14 protein-coding genes are annotated in these 13039 nt (G+C 45.1%); 10 read left to right on the forward strand and 4 right to left on the reverse strand.

The genetic code is table 11. The features are described from left to right. Positions 1–12: 12 nt before the first annotated feature. Positions 13–1146 (reverse strand): homogentisate 1,2-dioxygenase, encoded by a 1134-nt coding sequence (locus VPNCDNU1_RS18490; RefSeq protein ID WP_104401690.1) that lies wholly within the window; start codon positions 1144–1146, stop codon positions 13–15. A 268-nt stretch (positions 1147–1414) separates the two neighbouring features. Here VPNCDNU1_RS18490 and VPNCDNU1_RS18495 point away from each other — a divergent pair, with 268 nt between their 5' ends. From VPNCDNU1_RS18495 to VPNCDNU1_RS18510, 4 genes are read left to right on the forward strand one after another with little or no spacing between them, the layout of a single operon-like run. Next, positions 1415–2446 carry a TRAP transporter substrate-binding protein gene (locus VPNCDNU1_RS18495; protein ID WP_104401726.1) on the forward strand — a complete coding sequence of 344 codons (1032 nt, stop codon included), beginning with the start codon at positions 1415–1417 and terminating at the stop codon, positions 2444–2446. Continuing rightward, positions 2446–2964: a TRAP transporter small permease gene (locus tag VPNCDNU1_RS18500; RefSeq protein ID WP_104401691.1), complete on the forward strand. Its 519-nt coding sequence runs from the start codon at positions 2446–2448 to the stop codon at positions 2962–2964. Before VPNCDNU1_RS18495 ends, VPNCDNU1_RS18500 begins: the two co-directional genes overlap by 1 nt. Further along, a complete protein-coding gene (locus VPNCDNU1_RS18505; RefSeq protein WP_104401692.1) occupies positions 2961–4265 on the forward strand; it encodes a TRAP transporter large permease in 1305 nt (434 codons plus the stop codon). The genes VPNCDNU1_RS18500 and VPNCDNU1_RS18505 overlap by 4 nt, the downstream gene beginning before the upstream one ends. A gap of 45 nt (positions 4266–4310) precedes the next feature. Then, complete coding sequence (locus tag VPNCDNU1_RS18510; protein ID WP_104401693.1) at positions 4311–4775, forward strand: MarR family winged helix-turn-helix transcriptional regulator; 465 nt, start codon at positions 4311–4313, stop codon at positions 4773–4775. A 10-nt stretch (positions 4776–4785) separates the two neighbouring features. Here VPNCDNU1_RS18510 and VPNCDNU1_RS18515 read toward each other — a convergent pair whose 3' ends face one another. Then, positions 4786–5523 (reverse strand): substrate-binding periplasmic protein, encoded by a 738-nt coding sequence (locus VPNCDNU1_RS18515; protein ID WP_237324169.1) that lies wholly within the window; start codon positions 5521–5523, stop codon positions 4786–4788. Between the two features lie 137 nt (positions 5524–5660). Between VPNCDNU1_RS18515 and VPNCDNU1_RS18520 the strand changes: the two genes are divergently transcribed. Then, positions 5661–6434, forward strand: a complete 774-nt coding sequence (locus VPNCDNU1_RS18520; protein WP_104401694.1) for a ferredoxin--NADP reductase — start codon at positions 5661–5663, stop codon at positions 6432–6434. A gap of 33 nt (positions 6435–6467) precedes the next feature. Beyond that, positions 6468–7091, forward strand: coding sequence for a hypothetical protein (locus VPNCDNU1_RS18525; protein WP_104401695.1), 624 nt, complete (start codon positions 6468–6470; stop codon positions 7089–7091). 21 nt (positions 7092–7112) lie between these two features. Here the strand turns inward: VPNCDNU1_RS18525 and VPNCDNU1_RS18530 are convergent, their stop codons facing one another. Next, entirely contained in the window at positions 7113–7793 is a 681-nt protein-coding gene (locus VPNCDNU1_RS18530; protein WP_104401696.1) for a Crp/Fnr family transcriptional regulator, read from the reverse strand. Positions 7794–8076: 283 nt separating this feature from the next. Here VPNCDNU1_RS18530 and VPNCDNU1_RS18535 point away from each other — a divergent pair, with 283 nt between their 5' ends. Next, positions 8077–8892 (forward strand): methyltransferase domain-containing protein, encoded by an 816-nt coding sequence (locus tag VPNCDNU1_RS18535; protein ID WP_104401697.1) that lies wholly within the window; start codon positions 8077–8079, stop codon positions 8890–8892. Between the two features lie 35 nt (positions 8893–8927). Here the strand turns inward: VPNCDNU1_RS18535 and VPNCDNU1_RS18540 are convergent, their stop codons facing one another. Further along, complete coding sequence (locus tag VPNCDNU1_RS18540; RefSeq protein WP_104401698.1) at positions 8928–9857, reverse strand: DUF3179 domain-containing protein; 930 nt, start codon at positions 9855–9857, stop codon at positions 8928–8930. Between the two features lie 210 nt (positions 9858–10067). Here VPNCDNU1_RS18540 and VPNCDNU1_RS18545 point away from each other — a divergent pair, with 210 nt between their 5' ends. From VPNCDNU1_RS18545 to VPNCDNU1_RS18555, 3 genes are read left to right on the forward strand one after another with little or no spacing between them, the layout of a single operon-like run. Next, complete coding sequence (locus VPNCDNU1_RS18545) at positions 10068–11177, forward strand: ABC transporter substrate-binding protein (protein ID WP_104401699.1); 1110 nt, start codon at positions 10068–10070, stop codon at positions 11175–11177. A gap of 4 nt (positions 11178–11181) precedes the next feature. Next, a complete protein-coding gene (locus VPNCDNU1_RS18550) occupies positions 11182–12252 on the forward strand; it encodes a FecCD family ABC transporter permease (protein ID WP_104401700.1) in 1071 nt (356 codons plus the stop codon). Then, positions 12252–13010, forward strand: coding sequence for an ABC transporter ATP-binding protein (locus VPNCDNU1_RS18555; protein WP_104401701.1), 759 nt, complete (start codon positions 12252–12254; stop codon positions 13008–13010). The genes VPNCDNU1_RS18550 and VPNCDNU1_RS18555 overlap by 1 nt, the downstream gene beginning before the upstream one ends. Positions 13011–13039: the final 29 nt, after the last annotated feature.

The raw sequence follows: 13039 nt of genomic DNA on the forward strand, positions 1-13039 counted from the left end.
TGTTGATACACCCTACTTTGCAGGTGTTCGCCATGAGTACACATAATCTGGGTTTTCGACAGACGCTGCCGCTTCTGTGATGTCTAAAGGCGCTCGGGTGTCGATCATGACGGCAACTTCGTCTGTTTCTTTTTCAGGATTTGCTTGGCTAGCAGCGAGAGCTTTAGGGTGCGGTCCGTGTGGAAAGCCACAAGGGTGAAGAGTGATCATGCCTGCATCAATATTGTCTCGGCTGAAAAAGTTGCCTTTGTGGTAAAACAACACTTCATCGTAGTCATCGTTATTGTGATAGAACGGAACTTTAAGGGCTCCTGGATCCGATTCAATCGGACGTGGAACGAAGGTGCAGATGACAAATCCATCGGCGACAAAAGTGATATGCGCAGATGGTGGAAGATGATAACGATGGCTCATGATTGGGCGAATATCACGCCAGTTCAGGCGAAATACCGTGAGGTTGCCTTTCCAGCCGACGGCATCTAATGGATTGAAAGGGTAAGTGACGTTATTAAGGCGATTTCGGCTTTTAATGCGAACTTTCCATTGTTCACTAGTACTTTTTTGTTGGTTGAAAGCTTCATCAATTTTGGGGTGAACCAGAACTGCGGGATCAAAGATGGCGTGTTCTCCAAGTATTCCGCGTTCGGCACTCATGTATGAGCTGTTGGTCGCCTCTATCATCAACATAACCACTTGTTCGTTGGTTTCTATGCGCCAAGAAGTGGAGCGAGGGATAACCAAATAGTCACCTTCGCTGAATGCCATGTGTCCATAGTCACAATACAACGAGCCTGATCCCTGATGGATAAATAGACATTCATCACCGTCACCGTTTCGAACCAAATGCTGCATATTGGCACTGGTTCGCCAAATTCTGACTTGTACATTGCCATTTTTCAGTAGGCACGGAGCAGATAGCGGGCACGATTCATCAGCTTCAACTTTATTGGTGTCGAAGGCGTGTGGGCGTAAATCGCCTTCCCACTCACTCCATCCTGTAGGCGCATGTTCGTGATACATATGAGTCGCAGGACCAAAAAAACCCTCTTTCCCTACTTCTCGTTCAAATGCATTGCTTGGCAAGTCGCAGTGCGCCTGAACCGAGGTTTCTCCTTCTTTTAGCGGAAAAGAAAACCATTTACGCATAACCATCTCCTTGGCTTATCTCGATAAGATATTTTTATTTCGCATCATCTATTAGTTACAAATGAAACTAATTTTGAAATATATAGCCAAATAAATGCAATAATTGCAACAAATAATTATCATAATAGTTACTTTTTTGTTGCATTTGATACTTCTGTGTGATTTATTTTTATGGCTGGTTATGATTTGACCGAATGGTTTTATCATTAAATAAAGGAATGACTGGCACTAAAAATACAATTACAAAAGAAACCAAATGGAGTTCGACATGAGGAAGTTAAACTGGGTTGCTGGTGCGCTAGCAATGGTGTGTGCAAGTGCGTCTTTTCCTTCAATTGCTGCTGAAAAAACACTGCTTGTGAGTTCGTGGGCGTCACCAAATCATGGCATCAACAAGGTCGTTTGGCCAACTTGGGGTCAGTGGGTGAATGAAGCAACGGACGGGCGAGTAAAAATCAAAGTGGAATACAATATGGGCCCGCCGCCGGCACAAGCCGATATGATCGCTGACGGCATCGGCGATGTAACTTGGTTTTTCCACGGGTTCAAACCGGGTCGATTTGAACTGACTAAGCTACCTGAAATCCCTACGTTTGATAACACATTATCCTCGGAAGACGCATCAATCGCCTATTGGCGCGTATTCGATAAATACCTTAAAAAAGGGAAAGAACACAAAGGATTAGTCGTCCTTGGTGTGGGTGTACATGGCCCCGGTTCTATCATTACACGCAAAAAAGTCGACTCTTTCGAGGACTTAAAAGGTAAGAAAATGCGCATTGCAGGCGATGTAATGTCGACGATTGGTAAAAACATGGGGGTTGCGCCTGTCGCTCTGCCACCCACCAAAGTGTATGAAGCTCTGTCACAAGGTGTTGTGGATGGCGCCTTTTTCACATTGGAGACGTTAAAGAGTTTTCGCCTCAATGAAGTTGCGCCAAATGTTGTGACATTCCCTGGTGGCTTATATCGCGGCAGTTTCAGTATTTTGATGAATCCCGATACGTTGGATGGCTTGTCGGATGAAGATCGCCAAGCCGTTTTGTCAGTATCTGGGGAAAAGCTTTCCCGCTTGTTTGGTCAAATGATGGATCAAGCTGATAAAGCAGGTGTAGAAGATACCTTAGCGAAAAATGGCAATATACAAGAAGCGTCCCCAGCCATGATAGAGCAGGCGAAGGCGTATGCTCAAGGTTTGGAAAAAGCGTGGCTGAAGAAGGCCAAAAAGCGCCGTATATCCGACCCTGAAGCCGCGCTGGCTTACTATCGCGATCAAGTGAAAGCGTTAGGAGCAGAGTAATGAATCTGGTCTTCAACTTCGCGGGCGGGATTCGTCGGTGTTTGGAGGTGCTGGCATCGGTGGCGTTATTGCTGATGCTGGTAGTAACCGTTGTTGATGTGGTGGGTCGTTACTTTTTTAATGCGCCGTTACCCGGTGGTGTTGAATTAGTGGAGATCATGCTAGCTATGGTGGTGTTTGCGGCGTTTCCATTAATTACATGGAATGAAGAGCATATCTGCGTCGACCTGCTTGATGACTGGTTCCCTAAAGCCATGGTGAGCTTACGCCAATTTGCAATAAGTCTAGGCTGTGCTTTCGCGCTTGGTTTGGTTGCGTGGAAAGTATGGGGGCTCGGAACGCGTTCTCTATCCTATGAAGAAGAAACCGATATTCTGGCAATCCCGCTGGGCTATGTTATGTACTTCATCTCAGTGACGGGGTGGCTTTCAATGGTAATGACTCTGCTATTAGCGGTGTTGTATCTTGCCAAAAAGGGTCCTATGTCCGGCAATGAAGCGGAGGCAGAGCAATCATGACGGTAACTTTGATTGGTTTTGCAGCGCTACTTGCTTTGGTGCTGCTTAGAATACCTTTAGCGTATGCGATGGGGATCGTCGGGTTTGTGGGTTTTGGTGCCCTAGTCGACTACAACTGGGCTGCAACCTTATCCATGGCGGCGCGAAGAATCATCGATACAGGACAAGACTACAGTTTGTCGGTCATCCCCCTGTTTGTCTTGATGGGTAACTTGGTCAACCGAGCAGGGTTATCGCAGGAGTTGTATGCCGCGAGTAACGCGTTTGTTGGGCACCGTAAAGGCGGCCTTTCGATGGCGACTATTTTAGCGTGTGGTGGGTTTTCTGCCATTTGTGGTTCGAGCCTTGCTACCGCAGCGACGATGTCTAAAGTGGCGATGCCTCCTATGCGCAAATATGGCTACAAAGACAGCTTAGCTGCAGCATCCATAGCGGCAGGTGGCACTCTTGGTATCCTCATTCCTCCAAGTGTGATGCTCGTGGTGTATGGACTACTAACCGAAACCAGTATCCGAGAACTCTTTGCTGCTGGCTTGGTCCCAGGGCTACTTGGTGTTGTACTTTATTTGGCGGCCGTTAGGTGGGCGGTATACCGCAACCCTAGCTCAGCACCCCCGATGGAGAAAATGCCTTGGAAAGAGCGATGGGTCGCCTTGAAGGGGGTGGTTTCCACTATTGCGCTGTTTGTACTGGTCATGGGGGGAATTTATGCGGGTATCTTTACGCCGACGGAAGCGGCTGGGATTGGTGCCGCAGGTGCATTAGCCATTGCAGGTTTGAAGAAGCAGCTTACGGTCAACGTTCTGCATGAAGTGTTGCTGGATTCAGCGAAAACCACCGCTGTTCTGTTCAGTGTGGTGATCTCTGCTTTGATATTTTCCAACTTCATCAATCGTGCCGGATTTACGGATGCACTGTTGTCTTTTGTCACCAGTATGGATATGACGCCATTTATGGTGATGGCAGTGATTTTACTTATCTACATCTTACTGGGATGCATCTTTGAAAGTATGTCGATGCTCTTGCTGACCGTGCCTATTTTCTTCCCATTAGTACAAAGTTTAGGCTTTGATTTAGTGTGGTTTGGCATTCTGGTGGTGGTGGTCACAGAAATCAGCTTGATAACCCCCCCAGTGGGAATGAATGTGTTTGTATTATCTGGCGTGATGAAAGACATAAAGACCAAAACCATCTTTCGCGGTATTGTACCGTTTTGGACAGCAGACATGCTTAGGTTAGTGCTTATCGCGCTTATTCCTGCTTTGTCTTTGGCGCTACCCAATTGGTTGTATGGTGGTTAGCTAGGTCTTAGCTAGATTATTAAAAAGGTATAGGTAACAAAGGACATGGAGCAATTTACGTTTTCACTGGAAGACTTTCTTCCCTATAAATTGGTTAGAACTGCTGAGCAAGTAGCCGACAGTTTGGCCGAGTTGTACCAAAAGGAATTTGGCATTACCCGACCTGAATGGCGGATTCTTGCTAACCTTGGTGCGCGTGAAGACGTGATTGCTCGTGACCTATCTGATGTCACGAATCTAGACAAAGTAAAGGTGTCGCGAACGCTTTCTAAATTGGAAGAGAAAGGTCTGATTCAGCGAGAGAAAACCGAGAGCGATCAAAGGGCAACACTCATTCAACTGACCGAAGAAGGTCGCCGGTTGTATGAAAAGATCATCCCACGAGCGCTGCAATGGGAATCGGAAATTCTTGATGGGTTAACGGGGTCTCAATATCGCGACCTATTTCGCGCATTGGATGCATTAAAGCAATCGACAGACGCGGTGTATGAAAAGCACTCAGGCAAGTGACGAATTGATATCAGTATCCGATCAAGTTAAATTCTTTCAGCAAGCGATTGTATGTCTCGTCTTTTTTCATTTGATTCAAGCCCTTGTTGAATGCATGTATGACCTCCTGCCCATCAAGAATGTTTTTGGATACCAGTAAGTAGAGCGGTGATTTACTGAGAGGAGGCTGAATGTAAACTACATCCTCTAACTTGTGGTGATTTAACGAATTGGTTTCGTATTGAAACACGGCAAAAGAAATGGCAATCATGTCAACGCGTTGGCGAAACAGCTTTCTTACATTGAGTATTTGATTCGACGCTTCTTCTTTGGTTAGGTAATTGGCTTCATCGAATTCCTTACCATTTGCCCAGCCTAGGCTTACGCCTATTCGATATGGCGTAAGATCTTGTAGAGAATTATAGCGGTTAAAACCGAGTTTCTTTAAAGCCACTAGCCCCACATCAACATCGAAGATTGGGTCACTGTATAAATACTTTTCTGCTCGCGCTTCGGTGTAATAGCCCCCCATCGCGACATCGTACTCCCCATCCTCTACTAAAACTAATGCGCGTTTCCATGGCATAAACCGAATAGTACTTTGGTGATTAGATCGCCGAAAAGCTTCTTGGACAATCGCCGTAACGACGCCATTTTTTTCTAGCTCAGAGCCGTAGAACGGAGCCCAATCCACAGTGACCATATTGATGGTTCGGGACTGAACGTTAAAAGACAGAAGTATGAATAAGATAGAGAGTAAACGAGTCATAAATTACAAAGCCAACTTAATTATTTATTTTCTTAAGTATAGAGCTCCTAGCAGAAGTGAAAGAAAAACTAACTTGCGTTTTACAGGAGGTAAAGGTAAATCTAATGTATAAATAAACACCATACTGGGAGGTGTGAATGCAAGATGTTCCGCACGGACTAACAAAAGGTGAGGTTACTCAACGCATTGATTGGACGGAAAACGTCTTCACGATTCAAGTGAACGCGAAAATTGAGCCGTATACCGCAGGTCAATTTACTAAGTTGGGTTTAAAGGTTGATGCCGATGATTGGGTGCGTCGAGCTTATTCTATGGTCAATTCTCCCAATCAGCCGCAAGGACCTGATTTTTTGGAATTTCTGATCATTTCAGATTCCGATGGTCAACTTTCCCCTAAACTTCACGAACTCCAAGTCGGCGACTCTATTTACGTAGGTAAGCAGCCTTCTGGGTTTATGGTTGTAGATGAAATTCCCGACTATGCCAAGGAGCTATGGTTTCTTTCTACAGGAACCGCTGTAGGGCCATTTTTAGCCATGTTGGAAGAGCATGACTCTTTTGAAAAGTTCGACAAGGTTGTGCTGGTGCATGCCGTACGAACTTCACAAGAACTCATCTATCAAGAAAAAATCACGTCGTATCAAGAAAGATACAAATCCAAATTTCAATATGTGCCTGTGGTTTCGCGTGAAGACAATCCAAATGCACTCAAAGGTCGAATTCCTGAATTGCTATTAAATGGTGAATTGCTGGAAATAACTGGGTTGAATTTGGATTCTAACAAAAGTTTCTTTTATCTGTGTGGTAACCCAGCGATGGTTAAAGATACGCAAGAAACCTTGAAAAAACTGGGTTTTGATAAGCACCTGCGCCGTAAGCCTGGGCATTTTAGTTTTGAAAATTACTGGTGAGTCAACGTTAGAGAATGTGGCCAAGGATAGCGTATGAACATTAATCGGTTGAAAGCGGCTGAAGAAGATTTCTTAATTCGAGTACCGGGTGGATTTAACAGCCCCGAAATGATCGAGATTGGCAAAAAGCACAAAATGGATCAAATGATTGCTCAGGCTCAAGATGCATTCAGTGAAGAGAAGTTTACGGATGCGCAAGGTACGGCAGAGATGATGACGAAACTGGTCAGCCGATCATCCATGGTATCGATGTTTGAAAAGCCTAAATTCCGTGATTATGTAAAGGGTATGACGCATCAAGAAAGGGAAGGATTAGCCTACTCTTTAAAAGATATGCTGCATGGCGACCAAGAATACGGGTTCAACACCATGTTGGATTTGCTGCGACCGGCTAAATTAGCTAAGTGGTCTCTTGTTACCATTCTTCCTAACTATTATGCCCCGTTAGACGAAGTTTTCGTTAAACCGACCACAGCCAAAGGGGTGATCAAGTTTTTTGAATTGAGCAACCTTGAATACAAACCAGCACCTACATGGGCTTTTTATCAAGAGTATCGCGCGCAAATTTTAGAAATGCGCAAACACGTTAGCCAAGATCTTTCCCCAAATAATGCAGCGTTTTGTGGATTTCTCATGATGACGATGTCTTCCAACTAGCCAGAATTGAAAGCGTCCAGGTTAGCGAGCGAAAATATCGGGTGACAAATCAACCTGCTCGCACAGCTCTGAGATGCTGTTGATCTCAATCCAGTGACCGGTTTCTTGAATTAATCCGCTTTCTTTTAGCCTAGTTAAGGTTCTGGATAGCGTTTCCGGTGTCATACCCAATTGAGTGGCCATCAGCTTTTTAGATACCGGAAGAGGGACTTTGCCATCGTACTTTTCAGCTTCTTGTCGGTACACCTCTGCCAATTTCATGACTAACCGTTGAGGTGCGCTGACTTGTGTCAGAATATCTATCGTATTCATCAATTGGTGTATCCGGTTCCCCATAAATTGCATGGTTCGAATGGATATTTCCGGTGTGCTACTAAAGATTCGAGAAACATCCGAATGGTGAAATCGCGATAGGGTAGAATCTTGATCCAAGCGAGCGCTCATAGGGTAGGTTCTTGGCTCCATGAACATGGCCATTTCCGCAATCCATCCACCAGACATAAAGACTTTGAACAGCTTTTCATCGCCATTTGGCATCAATCGAAACAACGATACTTTGCCTTTCTCTACACGATACATGTGAGTGGCAGGTTCACCTCGGTGAAATAGATTTTTCCCAGAGGGGTAACTTTTTTCCACTCGACAAGACAGAAGCTGTGCTTTTTCTTCCTCATTAAGCAAAGAGATTATGGATTCCTTCATCAATACGTCCTCATCTTGATAATGGTCAAGCGCTGAAATTCTTTAGTAACCCTATCATGTAAATAAGAATCATTATCCATCGATAAGCATCGATCAGCGATACCGTGTACCTGATTAGGAGACGTCGTTATGGACGGACTAAGCCCAGCATTTCAATGGATTGCCAGTGTAGCCTTTGGCTTTATGTTTATTACTATCATAGTTTTTGCTTAGGGTCTGTGCGCCTTTTAGACAAATTTACTCACGAAAGATCAACAGACCCTACTAATTCTTGGAGAATAACATGTCAGCAAATACGGCTATGCCGGGTGAAAATAGATCGGTTGCTAAAATGCCCGGGCACTGGGTTCTAGCAAGGTTGGGGAAAAAGGTCTTACGACCAGGAGGAAAAGCCTTAACAGAAAAAATGATCCAAGCGCTTAAAATAAACACGCAGGATTCTGTGGTGGAGTTTGCGCCAGGTATGGGGTTTACTGCCCAACTTTGTTTGGCGAAATCGCCTTTAACCTACACTGCAATTGAGCAAAATGAACAAACTGCTCACATCGTGCGTCAGTATTTGAACGCGGAGAGTCAGGCTTGCGTCGTTGGAAATGCTCAGAAAACGGGGTTAGCGAGCGCGACGGCGTCGGTTGTGTATGGTGAAGCCATGCTTACAATGCAGCCAGAGGCAAAAAAAGCCGATATTATTGGTGAAGCGTCGCGTATTTTGAAAGCGGGTGGTCGCTACGGTATTCATGAGTTGTGTATCATACCGGATGATATTGACGAGAAGGTAAAACGCCAAATTCAAAAGGACATCGCTCAAGCTATTCAAGCACCGGCAAAGCCAATCACCCCTAGTGAATGGGCTGCGCACTTACAACACAATGGGTTTGAAGTGCAGACCACTCACCTCGCGCCTATGCACCTGCTAGAACCCAAAAGAATGATAGATGATGAAGGTTTTTTAGGTTTTTTGAGAGTGGTTAAAAACTTACTCACCGACAAAGAAGCGCGTACCCGTGTTATTGGGATGAGAAAAGTTTTCCGCAAGCACCGAAAACACCTCGGTGCCATTAGCTTGGTTGCGGAAAAATTGGGTCGTGAAAGCGCTTAGTAGCCAAAATACTTAGCCGTTAAAGAGACGGGTTATCACCCGCCGTAAAGTTCGGTTTCAGGGTAAAAAGCTTGCCATGCGAACCAAAACACCATCACGGATGGAATAAGTTCGCCACTTTCGTCTTTCACCTGAGGGTGTCTTGCTTCTTTTTGGTAACTTACCGTTAGTTTTTTAGAGCCAATTGTATCTTCAAAATTAGGGTTTCCTTCAAGCTCCGCTATTGGGTATGCCTTGGCTTTTCCATCGACAATGACACCTACTACCCAGTCCTTTTGAGGTAGCTCATTCCTATTTTCTGGTACTGGAAACATCGGCGCGTCCGACGCAAAGTATCGCGCATAGGCTTGACCAAAATAGTCTCGGTTGTATCCCGTATCCAAAGAAAGTACTTCGCCATTTGGGTTCGCTTCTTGCCAAGCATTCCATGTCATGTGCTTTGAAGGCATCCAAGTTAAGCGTTTTCCTGTCTCTAAACCACTTACAGACGTTAGGCCGAGCTGCGTCCATAGCGATTCGGTTTCTCTGTCGTACATGAGAACGTCACTTCGATAGAGCAATCCAGACACACCAAACGTTTTAGCCTTACCATCTACTCGTGCATCGAACACCATACCAGTTCCACAAAGTGGGCAGTAAGTGACGGTAAATGGTGTGTTCTTGATGCGATCGTTGACGATCTCGTGCCAAACCAAGATCCGCGTTGGGTATGCTCTTGCCATGCCGTTTACTTCCACACCAATGACAATATCATCTTTTTGTAAATAGTCGACTTTGCTCGCAGGGATGAATTTTGGCTGATCGATTGACGGTATTCCATCCCGTGGCGGTCCCCCGTGGAGAATCTCACTAGAATCAATTGTCGCTTCGGATAATTCGAAGCCATTTAATGAAAGAGAATATGCTTGAAAACTTAACAATAACAAGCAGGTACATAACAATCCATGATATCTAAAGAGCCTCATAACCGTATCCTTTACGCTATTTCATCAAACTAGATAGACCGTACAAATGACGGTGAAATTTCCTAATTTTTTCTATTGATAATTGTTCTCAATTCGATTATTTTCCCCGCCGTTGTGATGTTATAAAGTTACAGTTTAATCAGTAAAAGCTAATTCAAAAAAGTTGAATCGGTAAAAAATTAATCAATAAAAACTCTTTGGAGAATAATAATGAAAGGACGTTTGTTAAAGGCTATAGGCATGTTGTCAGTTGCGATTAGTAGCATTGGCAGTGCGGTGGCAGATATTCACTTTAAAGATGTGATTGGCAGGGATGTCCATCTTGAAAAGCCAGCAGACAGCATATTCCTCGGTTTTTATTTTGAAGACTACTTAGCAATTGCAGGTCCAGATGCCTACAAAAAAGTCTCCATTTTCCCTCGCCACTCTTGGAAGGACTACCGTTTGTCTCAGTGGGAAACGTACAGCAAAATCATCCCAGAGATCGAAACCATTACAGATTCCGGTTCTATTTATACGGGAACGTTTGATTTTGAAAAGTTGCTAGCGACTAAGCCAGATGTGGCTTTAGTGGCTGCGTGGCAATTTAAGTCTCTTGGCGACAAAGTCGAGATTCTGGAAAAAAGTGGAATCAAAGTTGTTGTCGTCGATTTCAATGCTCAGACGCTTGAAAAGCACGTAACCAGTGCGCGAGTAATCGGCAAAGTAATGGGTACAGAAGAACGCGCTGAAGCCATCGCTACTGAGTATGAAAATACGGTTAAAGATGTGCAAAACCGTGTTGCAAAGTACTTGAAAAATAACGAGCCACGCCGCGTTTACGTCGAAATCGGTACAGGCGGTCCGAATGAATACGGCAAATCATACTCGAACGCAATGTGGGGGAATATCTTGAATATGGCCGGTGCAGATAACATCGCAAACGGCAAATTCAAAGGTTCTGCTCACCTTACGCCAGAATACGTATTAAGCAAAAACCCTGAAGTTATCTTTGTTTCAGGAGCACACTGGGCGAAATACAGCGACAGCGCATTACTAGGCTTTGGTACTACCGCGCAAGAAGCTCAATCACGTTACCGCCCTTATTTAGAAAGAGCGGGATGGAAGCAATTAACAGCAGTGAAGAACGGCGACGTATACGGAATGTATCACTCTGGTACACGTACGATTTACGATCATGTTTTCTTGCAGTATTTAGCGAAGTCTATTTATCCAGAAGCGTTTAAGGACATTGACCCAGTTAAGTCTCACCAGTCTTTCTTCGACAATTACATGCCGCAGAAATTGGATGGCACTTTCATGATCAAAGTAGAAGGCTAATGTCATGAGCGAAGCAGTCAAAGCGCCGTTGCCTTCGAACGTTTCTGATAAACGTGGGGGCATTTACCATCAGTTGCAAAAGCGTCGTTTGAAAGTGCTGATTGCAACGGTTGTGGCGATGAGTATTTCTGTTCTATTTGATATTGGTACAGGCTCTTCTTGGCTGGGTGTTGATCAGGTGATTGAAGCGCTTGTTGGTGGACCGTCGGGAGACAGTTTATCAACAACTATTGTGTGGCAGCTTCGGCTGCCCGTTACGCTGACGTGTATTGTTGTCGGTGCCTCCCTCGGCTTGGCTGGGGGGCTCATGCAAACGTTGCTCGCCAATCCGCTGGCGAGCCCTTACACACTAGGTATTTCAGCAGCAGCCGGATTTGGTGCCGCGTTAGCATTACTGTCTGGCTTTTCTTTGTTTGGATTGCATTGGCTTGGTGTGCCATTTGCAGCGTTCGTGTCATCGGGTTTAGCCAGTATGGCTATTTACACGATTGGTCGTAGCCGAAATATGGACGCCAAAGTGTTGATTCTTGCAGGTATTGTGGTGCTGTTTTTCTTCCAAGCATTGCAATCACTGGTTCAGTATTTAGCCTCACCTGAAGTGTTACAGCAAATCGTGTTCTGGTTGTTTGGTAGCTTACTTAAAGCGAGCTGGCTGTCATTCTTTGTGTCTGGCGCGATATTGTTGACAGGCTTGGCGATTGCTTTACCGAAAGTGTGGGCGTTAACGGCTTTGTCTTCAGGGGAAGAGCGCGCTCAAGCATTGGGTATTAATACTCGCCGATTGCGCCTACAAATGTTTTTACTGTGTTCGTTGCTTACTGCGGGTGCTGTTTCGTTTGTTGGCACCATTGGTTTTATAGGGTTGGTTGCACCGCACCTTGCTCGAATGTTGGTAGGGGAAGATCAGCGTTTCTACTTGCCTTTGGCAACCTGTATGGGGGCGTTACTGCTTTGTGCTTCTTCTTTGGTTGCGAAACTCATTGTACCGGGCACTATTATTCCAATTGGCATTGTTACGTCGCTGGTGGGTGTTCCTTTCCTATTGTATTTGCTGGTCAGCAAGAGGTTTAGTTAATGAAACAGTTATTGATTCAGGATCTCGCGCTTAAGGTTGGCCGTAAGCAGGTACTTAAGCGAGTTGATGCCCAGTTTAAGGCTGGTGAGTTCTCTGCAATTTTGGGGCCAAACGGCGCTGGAAAAACCACGTTACTTAAGGCAGTGATGGGGATATTACCCTACAGCGGAAATATCGCGGCAACGGATAAAAATGGTAGCGCATTACCCCCAACGTCTTTTTCTTATTTATGTCAGCTTAGCAAATCACCGAGTCAATTGACCGTGATTGAAGTGGTATTACTTGGCTTGGTTCATCAGCTTAACTGGCGCATTTCAGAAGAGCAGGAGCAAAAAGCGGAAAATATGCTGCGAGAGCTAGGTTTGATTGATATAGCCACGCGACCGTTTTCTCAGCTCAGTGGAGGTCAGCAGCAGTTGGTTTCACTAGCGCAAGCCTTGGTTTCGCAACCTGATGTTCTTTTGCTGGACGAGCCAACCAGTGCGTTGGATCTAAAACACCAAGTGCAAGTATTGGATCTCGCGCGACAGTACACGCTGGCAAACAACACAATTACCATAGCAGTGCTCCATGATTTATCTCTTGCTGCTCGTTACTGTGATCATTTGATATTGCTGAATGATGGAGAAGTTCAGCACAGCGGTTCTCCAGACTGCGTTTTAGAACCCGAAAAGCTCAGCCAAATCTATCAAGTTCATGTTGATGTTGGTTGCTGCATTCATGGTCACACCCACGTTACTCCCGTCCGACCGCTATAAGTGGATTAGGACGTTTTCAAAGGATGTCA

The sequence above is a fragment of the Vibrio penaeicida genome (assembly GCF_002933855.1).
Classification (GTDB): Bacteria; Pseudomonadota; Gammaproteobacteria; order Enterobacterales; family Vibrionaceae; genus Vibrio; species Vibrio penaeicida_A.